This window comes from Flavobacterium sp. WG21 (genome assembly GCF_000335775.1).
GTDB lineage: Bacteria > Bacteroidota > Bacteroidia > Flavobacteriales > Flavobacteriaceae > Flavobacterium > Flavobacterium tructae.
On record NZ_AMYW01000031.1, the window covers coordinates 16,424 to 38,802 of the forward strand.

A 22,379-nucleotide genomic window follows, 5' to 3' on the forward strand; every position below is an offset into this window, starting at 1 on the left:
CACAAAATGAAATATAAAGTAATAATAGCAGGATTGATAATCTCAGGTTTGTTGACTTCTTGTCAGGATTTCGGGGAGGAATATTTTGATACACCGGCACAGTCAACCTTAGACGAACAGCTTATTTTTTCTACTGCCGGACTAGCTCAGGGTGCTGTCGATGGAATAAAAGTCTCATTTGGAGAGGAGCAATCTTATAGAGGAAGACTTTTGGCTTACCAAGGACTAAATACAGATACAGAATGGCTTTTGACTTCTTCAAGTGATAATGTCAAATCGGATCTGGTAGTTTATGATGCAAAATCGGATAATACAGAAATGAATTCGCCAAAAAATGCCTGGGCCATGATGTATGAAGGAATTGAACGTGCTAATTTGTGTATCAGAGGTCTGCGCAAGTACGGTAATCCATTACCGAATACAGAGATGGGGCAGTTGTTAGGAGAAGCACTGACTTTACGAGCCATTTATTACGCCGATCTGATCAGAAACTGGGGTGATGTTCCAGCCCGTTTTGAACCAGTTTCTACGTCGACAATCTATGTGTCTAAAACAAGTCGTGACGAAATTTACAAACAGTTAATTGCCGATTTAGGCGAAGCTTCAACTTTAGTAGCATGGCCTAATGAAACTGCTGCTACAACAAGCACAGAGCGTATCAACAAAGCTTTTGTAAAAGGTTTAAGAGCCCGTTTGGCTTTGATGTCCAGTGGCTTTCAGCAATATCCGGACGGAGTGAGAAGAAGTACAGATCCTGCACTTTCAGTAGGTACGATGTACAAACTGGCATTAGACGAATGCCGTTCTGTAATTGCCAGTGGTTCTGCACATTTAGAACCGACTTTTGAAGGTTTATGGAGAAAATACAATCAGGAAAGTACAACAGCCGGAGGAGAATCGCTTTGGGAAATTCCTTTTGCAGCCACACGAGGCAGAGTCCTGTTTACTTTCGCTGTGCGTCATGATGCTTCAGATCAGTTTCAACAGATGGGAACTAATAAAGGCGGTGTAAACGGACCGTTGCCATTTGTTTTTTATGACTACGATCAGGCCGACAGTCGCAGAGATGTTACCTGTGTGCCTTACAAATGGGGAGCTGCGGTAAACGGCAAGTCCAAACAAGAACTTACAGATTTACAAACCTGGTATTTTGGTAAATATCGTTTCGAATGGATGAATCGTATCGTTTCGGCACCAAATGACGATGGGGTAAATAAAATTTACATGCGTTATGCCGAGGTACTTTTAATGGCTGCTGAAACGGCAAATGAATTAGAAGGCCCGGGATCTGCCGCGGTCTACTTAAAAGAAATCCGCCGCAGAGCGTTTGCCTCGCAAAACCAGGCGGTAAAAGTAGACGCTTATGTAGATGGTCTGACAAGTAAGCAAGCCATGCTGAACGGTATTATCGAGGAGAATAAATATGAGTTTACCGGAGAAATGGAACGTAAGTTTGCCCTGATTCGCTGGAACTTGTTAAAAGTAAAATTAGACGAAGCTAAAGTTAAAATGACTCGTTTAAAAGCACGAAGTGATGAATATGCCAATGTGCCTTCAACACTTTATTATAAATACAAAGCAGATAATACTACACTTGAGATTTATGGTTTAAACCGTGGAGAAACTCAGGCGCAGGGTACTGATTATACGTCAAAAAGCTGGGATAAACTGGATGACAACAAAATAACCACACTGTACAAAGCCGGAGTTAATCCTGATAAAAGACAATTTTGGCCAATCTGGCAAACGTTTATTGACGGAAGTAATGGACAGTTAGCAAATGACTGGGTTTTTGGAAACTAAAAACAATTAACAAATAAGAATTATGAACGCAAAATATATATTTAAAGGACTGCTGGCTATGTTTTTATTGGTAATTGCCGGTTGCGAAAGTTACAATGAAGCAGTGTTGGAGGATATAGGAGCCAATAGAGTATTTTCTCCAATCGAACTAAAAGCGGTAGTGAAAAATCAAACTACGGTCGAACTAAACTGGACCACAAAAGAGGATGTTGATCATTATACGGTAGAATTCAGTGCTGATGATCCGGATTTCAAAACAATTTACAAAACAGTTAATGTTACCGCAAAAGAACTTCCGGTAAAAGTTGCATTAGAAGGAGAAACGGTTTATTCGATAAGAGTAAAAGCAGTCAGTACTTTAGGACTTGCCGATTCGAAATGGTCTGTAACAACAGCAGCAACATTAACGGAGCAAATCTTCTTTCCTGTGCAGCCTGCCGATATCGAAGCAAAACAAGTGACGTTAAGATGGACGCCTAACAGTTCTGTTACCCAAATTACTGCGGGTCCAGGCGGAATTACGCACACGATTACAGCAGCCGAAAAAACGGCCGGTGCAGCGATAGTTACGGGATTTACAGGAGAAACGGCCTATACTGCCACTTTATTTAACGGAACCAAAAAGAGAGGAGTGGTTACTTTTACTACAGGAATTGACATTGGAACAGCTACTTTAGTTAAACCTACGGATGATTTGAATGCAAAAATCGCAGCGGCAGATCCTGATGCAGTATTGGTATTGATGCCGGGAGAATACAATGTTTTTGTTGGTGAAATTATTTTGAATAAATCGATTACAATTAGAGGTCTGAGAAGCGATAATAAGCCTTTGCTTCATAATAAGTTTACACTAAACGCAGGAGCTAAATCCGTTAGTTTAATTGATTTGGATATCAATGGCGACAAGACTCAAAGTGATGCTGTAAAATACAATGAAATAAGTACTGCTTACGGCGCTCTTTTAATTAGTGGTTGTAAGGTTCATGATTTTGTGAAATCGTTTATAACACAAACGGCAACAGGTATTACTAAAATTGTTTCGGTGACGGTTGAAAATAGTGTCGTCACTAACATATTAACGGTACAAGGTGATTGTATCGATTTTAGAACCTCGCATTTGGCATCGTTAACCCTTAAAAACAGTACTTTTAACAATTGTGCTACAGGCCGTGATTTTATCCGTATCGATAACGCACCTGGCATTACCGGGACGGGTTTAACAACTACAGTATTGGTAGATGCCTGTACCATTTCAAATAAAGCGATGACAGCTTCTAATAGAATTCTGTATGTGCGTTTTGCCAGTAATGCTTCAACAATTCGCAACACGCTTTTTGAAACACCATTAGCGATGTATACCAATCAGACCTCAACGACACCACCTACTTTCTTGAATAATAACTATTTTAATTCGGCTGCATTACATACAGCCGGTGTTGCTGCGGTAAAATATGATGCTTCGGGAACTTACGGAACGTTGGATCCTCAGTTTACGAATAGTGCAACAGGAGATTTTACTCTTAAAAATCAAACGTTAATTGACAAAAAAGTAGGAGATCCGCAATGGAGACAGTAATTAGTTTATAAGTTGTTTAAAAAGGAACAGGGATGCAATTGGTTTTGCATCCCTGTTTTTTTGGGTATAGAGGAAAAAATTGCCGACCATTTAAATCAAGCTTTTCTAACAAACAGAAAAGTGTTGTGTACTATACTTTTTTTTGAATTTATTCTAATTCGACACAATCGAAAATCGCATTCTTGAGAATCTTTTCATTTATTTCGGCCTCACTGTCAATTCTTAAAATATTATCGCAGTCCTCAAGGTCAAAATTCCATATCGCGTTTGGTATCCGTTCATCAAGTAATGCACTTGCGAATTCCAGCTTTGATGGTGTGTCAACAGATGTTTTGAAAACGTAAATCATAATTTGCTTTTTTTAACGGAACAAATTTCAATAAACGTTTTTCAAGTTTATAGGATGCAGGAAGCAATAATTAGGACTTATCAATCAATTTACGATATTGAATAGGAGTGATTCCTTCATGTTTTTTAAAGAAACGGCTAAAGTAAGAATGATCCTCATGTCCTACCTGCATAGCGATTTCACTTACAGAAAAGGTAGTTTGGTACAACAGGTATTTTGCTTCTGTTAAAATGGTCTCATCAATCCATTTGACCGCAGACTTACCGGTTGCCGATTTGACCGATTTATTTAAATGATTGGGGGTAACATTAAGTAAAGAGGCGTAATAATTTACCTGATGATGCGTCCTGATATTAGCGTAAATGAGTTTTTTGAACTTAGCAAAAATAACAGCTGCGGCTGTATTGCTTTTAGATGTTTTGGGAGCATTTTTATTCATCTCAAAGAACAAAGCCATTAAATAAGACTGAACGATATCAGAATTATCGATTTCAGTTTCAAGATAAGCGGCCTGTAAACGCTTAAAGAGATTCACTATAAAATGGAAGTTGTCCGGAGAGATTATAATTTTTGGATTTCCTCCAATTTTAAGAAAGTCGAAATCATTGAGCATTTCACTGTTGCCATATTTACCGATCAAAACATCCGGATGAAACTGGCAAATAAAACCAATATGTTTCGTGTTAATATGCTCAATAGAGAAAATCTGCCCGGCCGGAACAATAAGCATTTCATTTGGATTGGTTTGGTATTCTTCGAAACCAACCTTTGCAACATGAACTCCGGAAGTCACAAAAAGTATGGTGTGACAACTGTGTTTTGAAGGAGGAACAGCGTAACGAAGCTGCATCATTTCTTCCATTTCCAGACAAAAAAAATGGTCAGAGCTGGATTTAAACAATAAATGCATTGGATTTTCCTGTCCTAGAAATTTTTCACGAAACACTTTCGCGCCATAGGTTTTTATCTCTCCGTTGGCATTGCTTTTCATAATTTAATAATACAGTCTAAAATCAAGTAATTTGCAAAGAGCATAATGCTTTTGATAAAGTTCTTCCACCACTTCAGTAATGTCGTCATTTTCCTGATACAGGCTAAAAAAAGCTTTGTCGATGGTACTACAGCTCGCGATCTTATTATAAGTAGAGCCGTAACCCGAAATCGCCCGTGCACCGGTAATGTCTAAAAAGTACTGCGCTTCTTCGTCGTTTAAATCAAGTACTTTTAAATTGGCAAAATGAATAATTTTTCCTTTCATTTTTCCTTCAAAAAGTTCTGCGATTTCTTCCAGACTATAATAGTAATCATGCAGGCAGATATTGTTGGGGCCGCCTGGCATTACCAAATAAATAATTTCGTAATCTTTAAAATTGTGATCTTCATAAAGTAAAACATTCAGACTTTCTTCTAAGCCTTCAATGGTATCGCAAGTTTTGTAAATACTGGCGATACCCTGATCAATAGCGATTTCTTCCAGGTTTTTTACTACCTGGGTAACAAAATTGTTTTCGATGTCAGGAACACCTTCAAGGCAGAAGATGAATTTTTCGGAATCCATACCAATGTGTGTTTTCGTTCTCACAAAAGTATTTTTAATTGTCGAAGAATTGTTGTCCGAAAGCTATTTTAACGCATTTTTTACATTAAAAAAACAGCGGTATATTCCTGAAAGCAGAAAATCCACTTTTAGTACAACTAAAAATGGATTCCAGGATTGATTTCGTTTTTTTGATTTTTATAAATTTAAATCCAGTTTTGCAATTAAAGCACTAACCGCAAGCACTGGCTGACTAAAGGTGTTTGATTCCAATAGTTTTTGCCACCATTTTTGTTCCTCCTCGGTAAAGGTGTGAGTATTGTTGGTTACCGCTGCTGTTCTTTTGTGTCCGCAGGCTGCACAAAATTTTGCTTGAGGAGTTCGGTAAGGTTTAGAACAACATTCGCAAGGCGGACCGTAAAGATCAATTCGATGATGCATAATAGCATTAGGATTGGTTTCTTTAAATCCGGTTAGTTCTTTATAGTAATTTAGAAGTTCACTGAATCGCTCTGTTCTGGTCATATTACATTTTCCATGTTCAAAGCCATTACGATAGAGTTTAGTTGCAATTTGATATTCTTCTGTATGTAACATAGGAACTTCTGTTTTGCAACGCCAACACCAAAGTTTTTCCATGGTTCGTTTTTTTGGTTTTTATTTTATGGTTAAGTATTATAGTTTTCTTTTTGTGATTTTTGTTCTTTTTAATACGCTAAGTTATATCAGTTTTCAGAGAATAACTTACGGTTTCACGTAATTTGCAACAAAAATCGTTTTTTAATAGATTAATTCACTAAGTAGAAATACCTGATTTTAGTTTAGATTTTGAAGTAAGTTTTTGATTTTAGTCTCGTAAAAAGACAGTGTAAGCCTCAGATTAAGGTTTTGGAGAAGTTATTTTTTGAAGAACAAAAGCTGGAGATTAGAATTTGGATGTTCTGAAATTGTTTGGAATCTAAACAAAAAAACAAAAAAAAGAGAAAATCTCATGGTGTGGAGACTTTCTCTTTTTTAGAAAATAAATTTTCAATGATAAACTAACGATGGTTTATTTTTCCTGCTCCAGATTATCCGCAGCCGAAATCTGATCCAAAATATTAGTTTGATTAGGTGAAATATAGTTTTTAATCTCAGGATGAGTTTCTTTTTTAAAAAGAAGGTCCAACGCATTGTACAGTCTTAATAAAACCTCTCTGTCTTCTTTTTCAATCTCTAAAGCCGTGTTGAAATTAAAAACGTAGTTATTCGAATTGCGTACTTCTACTTTTATCGTTTTTGACGTGATTTTAAATTTAACTATATCCATGTTTTTATAAATGATTTAGCTTATAAAATACTATTCTGACCTGTCCGCATACTTTTCTTATAAAAAAAGAAGAAGTACAAAGTCTGAAGTCCGCTGTCGTATTGTTTACATTGTTCGAATTTCAGTTGCTTTTTTTTAATTTCCTCATTCTAATTAACGGGTTAGAGAGGGTGTAAATTTAAATAAAAACCCCTAATCAATTGATGATTAGGGGTTTGTTTTTTGTAGCGAGGACGGGAGTTGAACCCGTGACCTCAGGGTTATGAATCCTGCGCTCTAACCAACTGAGCTACCTCGCCAAGACTGCAAGTAGAACCGTGTTCCTCATTGCGGGTGCAAAGATAGAAATAATATTAAAGCTTGCAAGCATAAAATGAAGAAAAAAAATATTTTTAAAAATGTGTTGTTTTTGGACATATATTCTTATATTTCCAAAAAAATTAAAAGTAGCACATGGATCCAAAAATACGTTACGAAATCGAGTTTCCGATCAATTCTTCGCCGCAACTATTGTATCAATATATATCAACTCCGTCAGGATTATCAGAATGGTTTGCTGATAATGTAAATTCAAGAGGAGAATTTTTTACTTTTATATGGAACGACTCACAGGAAAAAGCGCGTTTGGCTTCCAAAAAAACAGGTGAAAAAGTCAAATTCAAATGGGTGGATGAAAGCAGTAAAGACACCGAGTATTTTTTTGAATTGCACATTCTGGTTGATGAACTTACCAAAGACGTATCGTTAATGGTAGTAGATTTTGCTGATAAAGAAGAAGTAGGAGAAGCTAAACAACTGTGGGAGAATCAGATCTCAGATCTGAAACATCTTATCGGATCTGTTTAGTAAAATTCTATTTTATACCTTATATTTGCCCTGAACAAAATTCAGGGTTTTTTTATGATTAATTTTAACGGAAATATAGTAGCAGAAGAAGATAATATATTAACTCAAAACCGCGCATTTTTATACGGAGATGGTGTTTTTGAAACAGTAAAAATTATCAATAATAAAATCTTGTTCCTGGAAGATCATTATTTCAGATTAATGGCTTCTATGCGTGTGGTTCGAATGGAAATTCCGATGAATTTTACCATGGAATATTTTGAAGAGCAGATTTTAAACCTTGTTCAGCAAAAAGGAATTTCGGCATCTGCCAGAGCCAGAATTACTGTTTTTAGAAAAGAGGGCGGACTTTATTTGCCTAAAACAAATGAGGTTTCGTATTTAATTCACGCAACAGTACTTGAAGATGTTTTATATGCTTTAAATTCAGTTGAATACGAAGTAGATTTGTATAAGGATTTTTATGTGACTAAGCAATTGTTATCGTCGATCAAAACTACTAATAAGATGATAAACGTTACCGGAAGTATTTTTGCTCATGAAAATGGTTTGGCCAATTGCATTTTGCTTAACGATACTAAAAATGTAGTTGAGGTATTACAGGGGAATTTATTTATGGTTATGGGTAAAAAACTTATAACTCCGCCAATTTCTGAAGGTTGCCTTAACGGTGTGATGCGCAAGCAGATTTTAGCTTTGGCTAAAAAAGTAGAGGGCATAGAAGTAATAGAAGAAATAATTTCACCATTTGATCTTCAAAAAGCAGATGAATTATTTCTGACTAATGTGATCATGGGAATTCAGCCGATCACGAAATATCGAAAAAAGGACTTTACAAGTAATTTGGCTCATCTGTTATTACAAAAGCTGAACGAATCCATTTCTGAAAATTAATTCAGATATGGATTTTCAGGTGCATTTGACCAAATAAGATAGTCGCCTCCAAGTTCAATGATTTGCTCTTTCCAGAAATGGGTGGTTGATTTTCCGATAATTTTATTTTTATAACTATTATCGGCAATGATCCAGGAGTTTCCCTGCATTTCATTCTCAAGCTGATTTTCATCCCAACCGGTATACCCTAAGAAAAAACGAATGTTATTTTTACTGATAGATCCGTTGTTTATTAAGTCTTTGGTCGATTCAAAATCACCTCCCCAATAAATTCCATTAGAAATCTCAACACTATTCGGGATTAACTCTGGAATATTGTGAATAAAATAAAGGTTGTCCTGTTCAACAGGACCTCCGTTATATATCTTGAAAGAGGCTTCAATCTCAGGAATCAGGTCATTAATAGTGTACTTTAAAGGTTTATTAATGATAAATCCTATTGATCCTTCTTTGTTATGGTCTGCTAATAAAATTACCGATCTATTAAATGATAAATCTCCAATTATAGAAGGCTCGGCAATAAGCAGGTGTCCTTTTTTTAATTTTTCTGAAATCATACGGCTACAATTTTTATTAAATTTAATCATAAAATTTCTAAAATCCCAAATAAAATCGTTGAAGCGCAAAAAAAAACCCTTCATAAGAAGGGTTTTGATTATATTATTAGTTTGGAGAACTTTCTTACTTAGTTCACCGCACCTTCTAATTCAGCACCAGCTTTGAATTTTACAACATTTTTCGCAGCGATTTGAATAGTTTTTCCTGTTTGCGGGTTTCTACCGTCTCTTGCAGCTCTAGCAGATACAGACCATGATCCAAAACCTACTAATGAAACTCTCCCACCTTTCTTTAGAGTAGCTCCTACGTTCCCTAAAAATGACTCTAAAGCTAATTTTGCCGCAGCTTTTGTGATTCCTGCATCAGCAGCGATAGCATCGATTAATTCTGATTTGTTCATAATATTAGTTATTAATTGTTGGTTAAAAAAAATTGTTAATACACAAATTTAGTAGGAAATCCGTTCCTTGCAAGTGTTTTCTTTATTTTTAGCAAAAATTGTTAATAACTTGCTTTTTTTGTTCATAAAGCAGAGCGTTAGTTGGTCAAAATCAGGTAGAAACCCCTGTTTTATTGACCTTAATAGACTTTGGCGCTTTCAGAAAAAGTTATTCCGTTTAGTAATTCTGCCACCTGCATTCTTTTTTTTCCAGGTAGCTGTAAACTCAAAATTTGAATGTAACCGTCTTTAACTGCAACTTTGATTTCTTTTTTACTGCAAATCAGACTTCCGGCTTCGTGAGAATGTGTCTCAGGAAGTAGTTTTGCCTCATATATTTTGATGGTTTGTTCTTCTTCTTTATCTTTTAAGAAGCACCAGGATGCAGGATACGGACTTAAACCGCGAATGAGATTGTTGATTTCTGCACCGGATTTGGTCCAGTCAATTTTGCAGTTTTCTTTGTTTAATTTGTAAGCAGTTTTTATTTCGGCAGTGTCTTCCTGAATGGTAGTTTTTACATTTCCGCTTTCAATAACTTTTAAAGTATCAATAACAGTTTCACTTCCTAATAGCATAAGTCGGTCGTGTAATTGTCCGGCATTTTCTTCCGGCTCAATTGCAATTTCCGAATTCAGGATCATTGCTCCGGTATCTATTTTGTCATCGATAAAGAAGGTGGTGACTCCAGTTTTGGTTTCTCCGTTAATAATGGCCCAGTTAATTGGTGCGGCACCACGGTAATTGGGTAATATGGAAGCGTGAAGGTTAAATGTTCCAAATTCCGGCATTTCCCAGACTACTTTTGGAAGCATTCTGAAGGCAACAACAATTTGTAAATTCGCATTTAAAGCTTTTAACTCCGCTAAAAAACTCTCGTCTTTTAAGTTTGTTGGCTGAAGTAACGTAAGGTTGTTTGCCAGTGCATACTCTTTTACTGCAGAGTATTTTATTTTTTGTCCGCGTCCTGCAGGTTTGTCTGCTGCAGTAATTACGCCCACGACATCGTAGTTGTTTTTAAGGATAGTGTCCAAAATGCCGACAGCAAATTCGGGAGTCCCCATGAAAATAATTCTCAATTTTTCCATTATGATTTTAAAGTGTATTTATTGTTCGCCAGTATGGTGATATGATTGTTTTCTAATAATTGCTGAAGTACCAAAATAATATCATTGGCATCCAGTTTGATTTGAGACTGAATTTCTCTGGAAGTCAAAGCGGTTGATTTTAACAAATACAGAATTTTATCAGCAATCGAATCGGCTTCAGTTATTTTTCCCTTCAACGTAATACAATAGGAACAAACGCCACAGTTTTCGTTGGTTTCTTCTCCAAAATAATCCAGAATCAATCTGTTTTTACAGGTTTTGTTTTCTTTTATATAATAGAGGACGGAAGAAAGCTGCTCTTTTTTGAGTTCATTCTGTTTTTCCAGATATTTAGAAACGCGATTTATAGTTAATTCGTCTTCACGCACTTCATTGAATAATACAGTTGAATCGTTGTTTTTGGCTTTGTATTCGATAATTTCTTTCTCTTTTAATTTTTCTAATAGAGCTAAAACCTGTTCTTCTGTATGGTGTGATTTTTTTGCAATCAGCGAAAGATTAAAAGGAGTTCTAATATCATAAACTCCGGGGTAAGTTCTTAGAATTGCTAATATAATTTCCTCGTCGTTTGAATTGAGATTCATGTATCGAATTACCTCTTTGGATTCGATTATAAATTGTAAAGTAATTTTTTCTGAGAATTCCTGCGACAAAGTAATGATTCCTTGCTGGTTTAAAAACTGTAATGCATTGTATGTTTTTAAAGTGGGGAAATCGTATTTGTTACAAAAGTTATTTAGTTTAAAAGAAAAGGACTCGTCTAAACCTTCTCCGTACGCTATCTGAAAATAGTTACAGAGTTTTATATACATCGTTTTTAGAAATTTTTTATCGGGCAGAATGCTTAAAAACTGCTGTTCAGTCTGAGTGGCATCTGAATTGTTAAAAAGCAATACTGAGAAAGCTTTTTCTCCGTTTCGTCCGGCTCTTCCGGATTCCTGATAATAGTTTTCTAAGTTTTCCGGTAGTTGTGTATGAATGACTGTTTTTACGTTGTCTTTGTCGATTCCCATTCCAAACGCATTAGTTGCTACAATAACCTGTGCTTGTTCCGACATCCAAAGCTGCATGTTTTTGTCTTTTTCCTTAGCAGAAAGGCCACCATGGTAATAGGTTGCAGTAAAACCTAATGATTGTAATTGAGTGGAAAGGTTAATGCACGATTTTCGGTTTCGTACATATATAATAGAAGGCTGCGGGTTTTTCTTTAAGATTTGTTCGGTGCGATACAACTTGTCTTCGACTTCAAAAACCATGTAGGCAATATTTTTTCTTTCAAAAGATTGCTGAAAAAGTACGGGGTCTTTTAATCCCAGTTCTGATTTAATGTCTTCGATGACTCTGGGTGTTGCTGTTGCGGTTAAAGCTAAAAACGGAATCTTTGGAAAATATTTTTTAAGTTCTGAAATTTTCAGATAGGCAGGGCGAAAATCGTGTCCCCATTGCGAAATACAATGCGCTTCGTCGATTGCAATTAAATTAATCGGCAGGTTTTTAATGCGTTCCAGTATCCAGTCTGATTGCAGTCTTTCGGGAGAAAGGTATAAAAACTTGTAGTTTCCGTATTGGCAATTGTCAAGAAGATCTATGATTTCTTCGGTATGAATACCTCCGGTTAGTGCAATAGCTTTTATGTTGCGTTTCTGCAGGTTGGCAACCTGGTCTTTCATAAGAGCAACCAAAGGTGAAATGACTAAGCAAATGCCTTCCAGCATCATACTTGGAACCTGGAAACAAATCGATTTTCCTCCACCTGTTGGCAGCAGGGCAAAGGTATCCTGACCGTCCAAAACAGAGTCAATAATCTCCTTTTGCAACGGTCTGAAACTGTCGTGTTTCCAGTATTTTGAAAGAATTTCCTGCGCTTGTGGCATTGGTCGTGTTTTAAAGTTAAAAAATTTAGAAATCAGTTTCTAGTTTTGCAACTTTAAACGCCTGCCTAAATTTTATCTAAGATATAAAGAATTCTGTTTTCAACCGTATCTTTAGGTACTTCAATTAAGTCGTATCCATATTTTTTATAGGTATCAACAAGATGTTTTTGGATTTTTTCGGCCTGCTCAAAATTTTCGTAGCGCTCGGTGTCGCTTTCGTAAATTTCTTCCCATGGCGGTAAAATGAAAGTTTTTGAATATTTATAATCCTCACAGGCTTGTACAAAACTCTCTGGATAATCATCATTAATGTAATCCATGTAAGCTGTTACATCAGGAATTCCACGATCTATAAAGACTACTTCATGCGGTTCTTCAACTGCGTCTTTGAATTGTTTAATTCGACCATTCAACAACATTTCACTAAATAATAAAGGTTGTTCAAGGAACAATTGTTCGATGCCTCTTTGCTGTGCTTCGAGTGTAACTTGTCTTGAAATTTCTGGGTAACAACAGTAGCCACGAGCTACCAATTCGTTGATTAGAGTAGATTTTCCCGTTCCCGGGCCACCAATGAGAACTATAATTTGTTTTTGCACTTTCTAAAAATAAAGCGCAAATTTACCTAAACTTATTGGTATTTAAAAAGATTATTTTGCCTTAACTAGATGATTTCGCAATTTAAAATAAATATAAGGTTCAGCTGTTTATTAAAATTCTTTTGTTTTTTGAATTTCAAGAAGCTCCGAAGGAGCGATATATTTATAGAAAATAAGAGGTTGTAGAAGGAGGACCCCATCGAGGTGAAATAATTTTTGGCTGAGATATTATATTTAAATTTCAGGATTTTTTGAAAATCGAATGTGTTTTAGAAATATTGATAAGTCCCATCGGGACGTAATATTTATAGAAACCCATCTGGGTGAAATAATTATTCACAAAATAAATAATTGCCGGAGTTTTTCTTTTGAGAAGGAATAATCAAATGAGATTCGATTTTTTTGCCTTTCAAAACGTTATTTACAAAATCCAGAACATATTGCTGTCCTTCATGAAATAAATATCCTGAAAATTCGTGCCCGCCTCCACAAAAAGTAATCAATTCTATATTTTTATGTAAGTCTTTCATGTGATTGTACACGGCATAAGATCCAAATAAAATCAGCCAACCGGAAGCATTTGTTAAGCAGGAGCGATGCGAGCCTGCATTGTAAGGAACCGTTTCGTCGTTGTTTCCGTGTGCTAACAGCATTGGGATGGCTTTTCCTTTGGTAATTAGATTAATGTCCATAATAGCGCCCGAGCCTCCAATGAAACCGGCATATTTGAAATCAGGAGATAAATTGTTTGGGTACAAATTCATCAGTTTGTAATCCCAAAACGAAGCGTGAAAGCCAATTTCGGCACCTGCACTGATTCCTGAAATAAAGAATTTTGAAGTGTCGAGATTGTATTGGTCTGCATTTTTAACTAGAAATGAAGTGGCTTGCCACATATCACTAACGCCAATTTGAATTGCTTTTATCTTTTCGGTTAAAGCGCCTTTACAGCCAAAATCTTTTCCTTTCATGTATAGGCTGTAGGAGATGCTGGCAACCGCGTAGCCGTTTTTCGCCATAAAAAGCCCAAAATCTTTTTCACTGGTTCGTTCTCCACCCGAAAACCCTCCTCCAAATGCAAATAAGATTAAAGGCGTTTTTTCATTGGGTTTTTTCTTGGGCAGGTATAAATCTAAATCCAGTTTGAGTGTGTCGTTTTGGAAATAGGTTAAGGTTTTAATTTCCTGTGCGTGAATGTTGTGAAAAGTGAGAGTAGTAAAAAGTAAGAGGATAATTTTTTTCATTGTAGTGTGGTTCAATCCCATAATCCTGATAGTTATCGGGAGCAAAGGCGTGAAGTTTTTCAAATATAAAAGTTTGCCACGAATTCCACTAATTTTTACTGATTTTTTTAGGTATTAACTTGTTTTAAAATGGTGCAAAAACTAAAGTTTTTATCAGTATATTTTATTTACTAATAATTAGTGGAATTTGTGGTAAAAAAACAATCATTATTTCCTTCTGAAAAATCTAAAATCTAAAATCGAAAGTCTGAAATCAAAACCGTATATTTGCGTTTATTTTTAATTACGAATGGAGAACGATAAAGAAAAAAACACCGCTGAATTTTACGAAAGATTAAAAGTTGAGTTAGACAATTCAAATACCTGGCCAGCAGAATACTTGTATAAATTCATAGTACCTTCAGTAGACGATAATGTTGAGCGAGTTGAAAAAGCTTTTGACAGTATGGGAGCGGTTATCAAAACCACAAAATCTAAAACCGGTAAATTTACCAGTGTTTCGGTTGATGTTACCATGCATAGTGCTGACCAGGTGATTAGCAAATACAAAGAAGTTTCTACCATAGAAGGTATAGTTTCATTATAACTTATGAACGAAAAATATAAAAAAGAAAGTGCGAATGATGTTGTTTTTAATTTAGAATACAATTCTGAAAGACAACGATTAATCATTCCGGAATATGGTCGTCATTTGCAAAAACTGATTGATCAGGCTACTGCAATTGAAGATGCCGAAACACGCAACAAAGCTGCTAAATACATTATTCAGGTAATGGGAAGTCTGAATCCGCATTTGCGTGATGTGCCGGATTTTCAGCATAAATTATGGGATCAGCTTTTTATTATGTCTGATTTCAAATTGAATGTTGATTCACCATACCCAATTCCGTCTCGCGATGTTTTGCAATTAAAACCAGATGCTTTACAGTATCCGCAGAATTTTCCAAAATACAGATTTTACGGAAACAATATCAAGTATATGATCGATGTTGCCAATAAATGGGAGGATGGCGAGATGAAAAATGCTTTGGTAATGGTGATTGCCAATCACATGAAAAAGTCGTATTTAAGCTGGAACAAGGATACCGTTAAAGACGATGTGATTTTTGAGCATCTGTATGAGTTGTCGGGAGGTAAAATCAATTTGCTTCAAAGTTCTGAAGAGCTTTTAAATACAACTGATTTATTGCGTACCAATAAGCGTATGTCAAATAAGATTACACCGGCAGGACAGCCAAAAATCCAAAACAATAAAAACAATAAAGGCTCGGGAAAACCGAAACCTTTTCAGAAAAATAATAATCAGAAGTAAAAAAGTAGCTAAGATGCTGAGGGACTAAGATGCTAAGTTTTTTTCTTAGAGTCTTAGAACCTGAGAATCTCAGAACCTTAGAACCTAAAAAAGAAATATGGGAATTTTTAAAATCGAAGGAGGAACACCTTTAAAAGGAGAAATCACTCCGCAAGGAGCAAAAAATGAAGCATTACAAATTTTATGCGCCGTGCTTTTAACGGGGGATAAAGTGAGAATTAATAATATTCCCGATATTATTGACATCAATAAATTAATTACTTTATTGGGTAATTTAGGTGTGAAAATCCAACGAAATGAGCCGGGTTCGATTACGTTTCAGGCAGATGAGGTTAATGTAGGTTATTTGGAAACTGAAGCTTTCAAAAAAGAAGGTGGAGCTCTTCGTGGTTCTATTATGATTGTCGGACCGCTTTTGGCACGTTTTGGTAAAGGATATATTCCGAAGCCTGGAGGAGATAAAATTGGACGTCGTAGATTAGATACACACTTCGAAGGTTTCATTAATCTTGGAGCAAAATTCAGATACAACAGAGAAGATCATTTCTATGGAGTAGAATCTCCTGAGGAAGGTCTTACCGGAACAGATATGCTGCTTGATGAGGCATCAGTAACCGGAACAGCAAACATCGTCATGGCTGCTGTTTTGGCAAAAGGAACAACAACTGTTTACAATGCTGCGTGTGAGCCTTACTTACAGCAGTTGTGTAAAATGTTAAACTCTATGGGAGCTAAAATTACCGGAGTAGGTTCAAACTTATTGACTATTGAAGGTGTTGAAAGCCTTGGTGGATGTGAGCACAGAATTCTTCCGGATATGATCGAAATTGGTTCATGGATTGGTCTGGCGGCGATGACAAAAAGCGAAATTACGATCAAAAATGTGAGCTGGGAAAATTTAGGTTTGATTCCAAACACCTTTAGAAAATTGGGAATTACCATTGAAAAACGCAATGATGATATTTACATTCCTGCTCATAAAGACGGGTATGAGGTAAAAACAGATATTGATGGTTCTATTTTAACTATTGCTGATGCGCCATGGCCAGGATTTACTCCTGATTTATTGAGTATTGTTCTGGTTGTTGCGACACAAGCCAAAGGCGATGTTTTAATTCACCAGAAAATGTTTGAAAGCCGTTTGTTTTTCGTAGATAAATTAATCGATATGGGAGCAAAAATTATGTTGTGCGATCCACACAGAGCGGTGGTTATGGGGCATAATTTTGAGTCTCAATTGAAAGCAACAACCATGTCATCTCCTGATATTCGTGCAGGAATCTCCTTGTTGATTGCCGCTCTTTCAGCAAAAGGAACTAGTACAATCCAAAATATCGAGCAAATTGACCGTGGTTACGAACGTATCGATGAGCGTTTGAGAGCAATTGGAGCAAAAATCGTGAGAGCGTAAACGTAGGAATACTTGCCACGAATTCACGAGTTTAAACTAAGATTATAATTTTTTGTATAATTCGTGAATTCGTGGCTAAAAAAATATAAACGTAGTTAAATGACAGATGAACAAAAAGCTGTAAAAGCTACTTATTTCAGTATTATAGGAAACACCTGCTTAGCCATTTTAAAAGGGCTGGCAGGTTTTTTTGGCAATTCATATGCCCTAATTGCCGATGCAATCGAATCGACAACCGATATCTTTTCGTCATTTTTGGTTCTGTTCGGAATTAAGTATTCGAATAAACCGGCAGACGAGAATCATCCTTATGGTCACGGTCGCGCAGAACCTTTAATTACGTTTTTGGTGGTTGGTTTTCTGATTACTTCAGCGACTATTATCGGATATGAGAGTATTGCTAACATCCAGACTCCGCATGATTTGCCAAAATCATGGACACTTTATGTTTTGGGCGCTATTATCATATGGAAAGAATATTCATTTCGTCTGGTGATGAAACGAAGCAAACAAACCAACAGCTCATCATTGGCGGCAGATGCCTGGCACCATCGTAGTGACGCAATCACTTCGGTAGCAGCGTTTACCGGAATTTCTATCGCCTTGATTATGGGGAAGGGGTATGAATCAGCAGATGACTGGGCGGCACTTTTTGCTGCTTTTTTTATCTTATACAACAGTTATAAAATTTTCAGACCGGCCTTAGGTGAAATTATGGACGAAAATCTGAATGATGATTTAGTCGAAGAAATTCGTGTAAAGGCTTTAACTGTTCCGGGTATTCTGGGTACCGAAAAATGTTTTATCCGTAAAGCAGGAATGCGATATCACGTAGACCTTCATGCCATAGTTTCGGCTAAAATTTCGGTGAAAGAAGGGCATGAGCTATCGCACAAACTGCAAGATACTTTAAAAGAAAAAATTCCGCAATTGGGCAATGTGTTGATTCATATTGAACCGGATGATTATCATTGAGGAGAAAGACTCTAAGTGGCTAAGGTCCTAAGATGCTAAGGAAGAACTTAGAATCTTAGGATCTTAGTTTTTTAGTAGCTTTTGCTAATCATTTTGCTGAATTCTTCCTATAGAATAGGAGATGCTTATATTGAGGAAAAAGACTCTAAGTGGCTAAGGTCCTAAGATGCTAAGGAAGAACTTAGAATCTTAGGATCTTAGTTTTTTAGTAGCTTTTGCTAATCATTTTGCTGAATTCTTCCTATAGAATAGGAGATGCTTATATTGAGGAAAAAGACTCTAAGTGGCTAAGGTTCTAAGATGCTAAGGGAAAACTTGGAACCTTAGGATTTTAGTTTTTCAGTAGCTTTTGCTAATCATTTTGCTGAATTCTTCCTATAGAATAGGAGATGATTATATTGAGGGGAAAGATTCTAAGTGGCTAAGGTTCTAAGATGCTAAGAAAAAACTTAGAATCTTAGAACCTTAGTTTCTTAGTAACTTTTTCTAGTCTAGAACATTCAAAATCTTCAATCCAAAGACAACGCCATTTTGCTGAATGCCTCCCTGATAAGAATGAACATAATCTACTCTGAAGATTTTGAACTTCCCAAATCCTAAATTGTCTAAACCGGCTGTAAACTCAGAATAAGGCTTTTTTTGTGGTATGGCCAACGAGTGAAAACCAATATTCAGAGTTGATTTTAAAAGATTTAGCAACGGTATTTTATTCATAATATAGCCTTTGTCGTTGTGTTCCAGATGCATTTCAAAATAACTGTCATTAGTGCTGTTGGTGTAGTAAGGCATCAGGTTGAAAACATTCAGGTAACGGCTGCTTGTGCCAATGTGAGTCTGGTTTCCGTTAAAATGTTTATAATCGACAAACGAAATGTTATCGGCATTAAAGAATTTGGCGGCTTTAAAACTCATTCCTAAAACACCTTTATTGCCTAAAGATAAATCGTAGAGAACTGCTGCTCCTATTTTTTCAAACTCATATTTCTTTTCGCTTGCTGCAAATGCTTTTTCAATATTTAAGAAGAGTGTTGGAAATTTGTCGTTTTTAAAATTATATCTCCCATCTGGTCTCGAAATGTATTTGTTTCCAAAGTTAATTCGGGCACTTAAAGCTGTTTTAAACAGATGATGTTTTTCAAATGCAGGAGTGGTAAAATCGTTTGGAGCTAATGGATTATTGGAAGAGTATAAGTCCTCTCTTTTAAAGAAAGAATAATCGGTGGTGTTAAAAAGCGGTTTTCGCTGCTCATAACCCAATTTTGCGTTGAGACTAACACCATTTAGCACGTTTTGCGAATAGTTGATCTGTGCAAATTCTAAATTATACAGTTTCATGTAATTGTCTTTAAAAAATAAAGAACTTACAGAGTTGACTAACTTGGTTATGGGTTCGGCACTATTGAATTGTGCTACTTTAGTCCCTCCTGAGGCACTGATCGTAGCGTGATTTATAGTGTTGAATTTATGGCTGAATTCTCCAGTAACCCTAAAGCGTTCATCTGAAAAACCATAATTAAAAGTGGTGCTTAACGAAGTCGTTTTACTTTCGTCTTCACTCCATTTTTTAAAAGAGAAACCGGAATCCAGATTGAATCCCTGAACGGTATTAAAACTTAGCGAAGCCAAATTCAACAATCCTTTATATTCGAAAGAATGTCTTTTGTAGGTGTTTTTATAGTCGTAGCCCATTAAGACATCCAGAACTTTAAATTTGTTGTTTTTGGCATCAACGGAGTCCGTATATTTTTGAGATTTTCTGATTATTTGCAGGCTATCCTTTTTAGTGTAATCGTTACTTTCTTCAATGGTTAGAGGAATTGGACGAATGTTGTTCCAGAAAGCATCATCCTTTTTATTTGCGTTGAGTTCGAAAGAGACAATTTCATTACCGAATGTTTTATTTTCAAACGAAGCAGGAAAGTCGTAATTGGAATATATATAAGCAAATTTTCCGGAGAATTTAATACCAAAAAGGCCAGCGGTGAAATCTAAGGTTTGCGCATTTTTAATCCAGATTTTATTTTGTGTATTGTAGGTGAAATTTTGTTTTAGATTCATTACCTCCGTGAATTCGTTTTTCATGCGATAGCCTTTGATGTCTAAATCGATGGCGTAAATGGCAAAGCTGTCATCTACAATGTAAATGTAGCCTTCAAAAACAGGTTCTTTATCACGTTTTGGGATTACCTTGATTTTGTAGATCTGCTGTTTGTTGTCGTCAAAAAAAGTACCTTCGAGTTTGTATTTATAATAAGCGAAAGCATTGTCGGCAATAGGAGAAATGAGTTTGGTGTCGAAGTTTATCGTGTTTTCATAAAAATCATAAGTCGACCGTGAAGCAGTATTGTAGCTATATCCCCTATTGTTTCCTGAGATTTTAGAAGCAATAATGCGTTCTTTTAATTTGTTAGGTTTTTCAAAAGTAACCTTAGAAATGGTTTCTGATAAATACAAAATACCAGTTCCGGTAGAATCTAAATTCGATGCAAGATCGTCACCCAGATCTACTTTTTGCCCCAGAATCTTCTTCGGTAAGTCTTTTACCTTAAACATTCCTTTGGAGTAGAAATCGGCGGTATATCGTGCAATTTTGTCGGAGTTGTCTTTTTTTGCTGCAATAGCACTTTTAATAATGGTGTTGGCAGGATTGTTTTTCGGGTCAATTACCACCTCGTTTAAAGCAAAACTTTCCTCAGTCATTTTCACATCCGGCAGCGTCGTTTTTGCGTTAGCAGAAATGGTTATTTTTTGAGTTTTATATCCCAGATATTGAAAAATAATTTTGTTTTTGCCTGGCTCTTTTACGGTAAGCTGATATTTTCCCTGCTCGTTAGAAGTAGTTCCGCTATAGGTGTTTTCTTCAAAGATGGATACAAAGGGCAATGGAGTACCTTTTTCATCGGTTACTGTTCCTTTAATTTGGGCGAAATTTGAAATTGAAAAGAATAAAAAGGCAAGTAAAGTATAGTTTTTCATGAGAGTTGTATCTCTCACAAAAATAGAATAAGTTAAAAATGAGGCTATTAAAAATTTGTTAAATGTAAGATGTTAAATGTAAGATGTTAAGTGTGAAATGTGAGATGTGATCTGAACTGTTTTATTTGTTTAAGTTGTAAATCCTGGAACACTGCATTTGGTTACGTTTTAAGAATCAAAAAATAGTAATCGGTGAAAATATTAACCTGTTGCCTACAGCTCACATCCTGCAGTTTACATCTGACATTTCACATCTGACGTTTTACGTCTCACAGAAAAGACTGAATGGCCAGTTCGTAGCTTTTTAGTCCGAAACCAAGGATAACACCTTTGGCATTTCCGGATAAATACGACTGATGTCTGAAACTCTCTCGGGCGTAAGTATTTGAAATATGTACTTCGATTACGGGAGTAGTAACGGCTTTCATGGCATCGCCCAATCCTATAGACGTGTGGGTATAGGCTCCGGCATTCAGAATAATTCCGTCAAAATTAAAACCACATTCCTGAATTTTTCCAATCAATTCGCCTTCAATATTGCTTTGGTAATACGAAAGTTCAATGTTTGGAAATTTAGCCTGCAACGTTGCAAAATAATCTTCAAAAGTTTGACTTCCGTAAACTTCCGGTTCTCTTTTTCCTAAAAGATTCAAATTGGGTCCGTTGATAATGCAGATTTTCATGGATAGTAAGGTGTGATATGTGAAATGTAATATGTGAAATGTAAAACAATTGATAGTATCATTGAATTTTGACATTGACATTAACATTAACATTAACATTAACATTGTCATTGATTTTTGCCATTGCCATTGAACAGTTGTAAAAATAAAAAAACCGTTCCAATTAATAGAACGGTTTTGGTAAAAGTATGTGATATATTTTTTAGAACAAGAATCCGGCAGAGATCTGGAAAGTTGAGTTTTTAACATCAGCATTTTTAGAAGCTTCAGTTAATCCTAGACCATAACGACCCTGAACAAAAATGCTTTTAGTAAGTTTTACTCCTAATCCGGCATTAAGACCGAACTCAAAAGTTTGTGCATCTTTAACATCAAACTTATTCTTTTCACTTAATAAAAAGGAAGCCTGAGGACCTACTTCTAAGCTAAAAGTATCGTTTAAGTAAAACTTAGCCATTACAGGAATAGATAAGTAGCCTAATTCATTTTTAAATTCATTTACAGCATTTTTGTAAGTTGCTCCCTGAGTAGAATATAAAAGCTCCGGTTGAATAGCAAATTTGTCTAACAATTTAAGTTCTGCAACAACCCCTACGTGATAGCTAGTGATTCCCTCTTTGTCAAATGCTACACCCTGAAGACCTGCGTCTCCGGTTTGGCTCGCAAAGTTAACCCCCGCTTTAACTCCAAATTGTACTAATTGTGCCTGAATTGTAGCTGAAGTTGCGATAAACAATACAGCTGCTAAAATTATCTTTTTCATAAAAGTGTTTTTAAAATTTGATTTTTTTAAATGTTATTTATTAGTCAAAACTACAGAATTAGGAATTTATTGTTTTATATTTTGGTTTAAATAATTACTAAATTTCCCATTTTTCTTGATTT

Annotated in this window: 22 protein-coding genes and 1 tRNA gene; 8 read left to right on the top strand and 15 right to left on the bottom strand. The window is 35.8% G+C overall.

All coding sequences use genetic code 11. From position 1 onward, the window contains the following. The first annotated feature begins 6 nt into the window (after nt 1-6). Together C245_RS0118395 and C245_RS0118400 are read left to right on the top strand one after the other, a co-directional pair. The gene (locus C245_RS0118395) at nt 7-1,803 is read left to right on the top strand and encodes a RagB/SusD family nutrient uptake outer membrane protein (protein WP_017498084.1); all 1,797 of its coding nucleotides are present in this window, start codon (nt 7-9) and stop codon (nt 1,801-1,803) included. A gap of 22 nt (nt 1,804-1,825) precedes the next feature. Continuing rightward, on the top strand, nt 1,826-3,379 hold the full coding sequence (locus C245_RS0118400) for a DUF4957 domain-containing protein (RefSeq protein ID WP_017498085.1): 1,554 nt from the start codon (nt 1,826-1,828) through the stop codon (nt 3,377-3,379). 148 nt (nt 3,380-3,527) lie between these two features. Here the strand turns inward: C245_RS0118400 and C245_RS0118405 are convergent, their stop codons facing one another. The 6 genes from C245_RS0118405 to C245_RS0118440 all read right to left on the bottom strand — a co-directional run bounded on the left by C245_RS0118405 (nt 3,528) and on the right by C245_RS0118440 (nt 6,873). After that, the gene (locus C245_RS0118405) at nt 3,528-3,728 is read right to left on the bottom strand and encodes a hypothetical protein (RefSeq protein WP_017498086.1); all 201 of its coding nucleotides are present in this window, start codon (nt 3,726-3,728) and stop codon (nt 3,528-3,530) included. A gap of 70 nt (nt 3,729-3,798) precedes the next feature. After that, nucleotides 3,799-4,719, bottom strand: coding sequence for an AraC family transcriptional regulator (locus tag C245_RS0118410; RefSeq protein ID WP_017498087.1), 921 nt, complete (start codon nt 4,717-4,719; stop codon nt 3,799-3,801). A 3-nt stretch (nt 4,720-4,722) separates the two neighbouring features. Further along, on the bottom strand, nt 4,723-5,286 hold the full coding sequence (locus C245_RS0118415; RefSeq protein ID WP_017498088.1) for a DUF6642 family protein: 564 nt from the start codon (nt 5,284-5,286) through the stop codon (nt 4,723-4,725). A 177-nt stretch (nt 5,287-5,463) separates the two neighbouring features. After that, entirely contained in the window at nt 5,464-5,862 is a 399-nt protein-coding gene (locus C245_RS24425) for a hypothetical protein (RefSeq protein ID WP_198288060.1), read from the bottom strand. Nucleotides 5,863-6,316: 454 nt separating this feature from the next. Beyond that, complete coding sequence (locus tag C245_RS0118435) at nt 6,317-6,574, bottom strand: hypothetical protein (protein WP_017498092.1); 258 nt, start codon at nt 6,572-6,574, stop codon at nt 6,317-6,319. A 225-nt stretch (nt 6,575-6,799) separates the two neighbouring features. Next, a tRNA-Met gene (locus C245_RS0118440) sits at nt 6,800-6,873 on the bottom strand. 154 nt (nt 6,874-7,027) lie between these two features. Between C245_RS0118440 and C245_RS0118445 the strand changes: the two genes are divergently transcribed. Together C245_RS0118445 and C245_RS0118450 are read left to right on the top strand one after the other, a co-directional pair. Further along, on the top strand, nt 7,028-7,420 hold the full coding sequence (locus tag C245_RS0118445) for an START-like domain-containing protein (RefSeq protein WP_017498093.1): 393 nt from the start codon (nt 7,028-7,030) through the stop codon (nt 7,418-7,420). A 54-nt stretch (nt 7,421-7,474) separates the two neighbouring features. Further along, nucleotides 7,475-8,314, top strand: a complete 840-nt coding sequence (locus tag C245_RS0118450) for an aminotransferase class IV (RefSeq protein WP_017498094.1) — start codon at nt 7,475-7,477, stop codon at nt 8,312-8,314. On the opposite strand, the gene C245_RS0118455 is transcribed toward C245_RS0118450, so the two are convergent. From C245_RS0118455 to C245_RS0118480, 6 genes are all read right to left on the bottom strand, one after another. Beyond that, complete coding sequence (locus tag C245_RS0118455) at nt 8,311-8,871, bottom strand: YqgE/AlgH family protein (RefSeq protein WP_026110149.1); 561 nt, start codon at nt 8,869-8,871, stop codon at nt 8,311-8,313. The genes C245_RS0118450 and C245_RS0118455 overlap by 4 nt on opposite strands. A 128-nt stretch (nt 8,872-8,999) precedes the next feature. Further along, complete coding sequence (locus C245_RS0118460) at nt 9,000-9,272, bottom strand: HU family DNA-binding protein (RefSeq protein ID WP_017498096.1); 273 nt, start codon at nt 9,270-9,272, stop codon at nt 9,000-9,002. A gap of 179 nt (nt 9,273-9,451) precedes the next feature. Further along, nucleotides 9,452-10,399 carry a methionyl-tRNA formyltransferase gene (gene fmt / locus C245_RS0118465; protein WP_017498097.1) on the bottom strand — a complete coding sequence of 316 codons (948 nt, stop codon included), beginning with the start codon at nt 10,397-10,399 and terminating at the stop codon, nt 9,452-9,454. Continuing rightward, nucleotides 10,399-12,294: an ATP-dependent DNA helicase RecQ gene (locus tag C245_RS0118470; RefSeq protein ID WP_017498098.1), complete on the bottom strand. Its 1,896-nt coding sequence runs from the start codon at nt 12,292-12,294 to the stop codon at nt 10,399-10,401. The genes fmt and C245_RS0118470 overlap by 1 nt, the downstream gene beginning before the upstream one ends. 65 nt (nt 12,295-12,359) lie before the next feature. After that, nucleotides 12,360-12,893, bottom strand: coding sequence for an AAA family ATPase (locus C245_RS0118475; RefSeq protein WP_017498099.1), 534 nt, complete (start codon nt 12,891-12,893; stop codon nt 12,360-12,362). Nucleotides 12,894-13,225: 332 nt separating this feature from the next. Continuing rightward, nucleotides 13,226-14,137, bottom strand: coding sequence for a carboxylesterase family protein (locus tag C245_RS0118480; protein WP_051041452.1), 912 nt, complete (start codon nt 14,135-14,137; stop codon nt 13,226-13,228). Between the two features lie 289 nt (nt 14,138-14,426). Here C245_RS0118480 and C245_RS0118485 point away from each other — a divergent pair, with 289 nt between their 5' ends. The 4 genes from C245_RS0118485 (at nt 14,427) to C245_RS0118500 (ending at nt 17,835) form a co-directional block, all read left to right on the top strand. Then, nucleotides 14,427-14,723 (top strand): DUF493 family protein, encoded by a 297-nt coding sequence (locus tag C245_RS0118485; protein WP_017498101.1) that lies wholly within the window; start codon nt 14,427-14,429, stop codon nt 14,721-14,723. A 3-nt stretch (nt 14,724-14,726) separates the two neighbouring features. Further along, on the top strand, nt 14,727-15,449 hold the full coding sequence (locus C245_RS0118490) for a DUF4290 domain-containing protein (RefSeq protein ID WP_017498102.1): 723 nt from the start codon (nt 14,727-14,729) through the stop codon (nt 15,447-15,449). Between the two features lie 97 nt (nt 15,450-15,546). Next, entirely contained in the window at nt 15,547-16,860 is a 1,314-nt protein-coding gene (gene murA, locus C245_RS0118495; protein WP_017498103.1) for a UDP-N-acetylglucosamine 1-carboxyvinyltransferase, read from the top strand. A 99-nt stretch (nt 16,861-16,959) separates the two neighbouring features. Next, entirely contained in the window at nt 16,960-17,835 is an 876-nt protein-coding gene (locus tag C245_RS0118500) for a cation diffusion facilitator family transporter (protein ID WP_017498104.1), read from the top strand. A 486-nt stretch (nt 17,836-18,321) separates the two neighbouring features. Here the strand turns inward: C245_RS0118500 and C245_RS0118505 are convergent, their stop codons facing one another. From C245_RS0118505 to C245_RS0118515, 3 genes are all read right to left on the bottom strand, one after another. Continuing rightward, on the bottom strand, nt 18,322-20,811 hold the full coding sequence (locus tag C245_RS0118505) for a DUF5686 and carboxypeptidase regulatory-like domain-containing protein (RefSeq protein ID WP_017498105.1): 2,490 nt from the start codon (nt 20,809-20,811) through the stop codon (nt 18,322-18,324). A 269-nt stretch (nt 20,812-21,080) separates the two neighbouring features. Beyond that, nucleotides 21,081-21,494, bottom strand: a complete 414-nt coding sequence (gene aroQ / locus C245_RS0118510) for a type II 3-dehydroquinate dehydratase (protein ID WP_017498106.1) — start codon at nt 21,492-21,494, stop codon at nt 21,081-21,083. 202 nt (nt 21,495-21,696) lie between these two features. Beyond that, nucleotides 21,697-22,257, bottom strand: coding sequence for a porin family protein (locus tag C245_RS0118515; protein WP_017498107.1), 561 nt, complete (start codon nt 22,255-22,257; stop codon nt 21,697-21,699). Between the last annotated feature and the right edge of the window lie 122 nt (nt 22,258-22,379).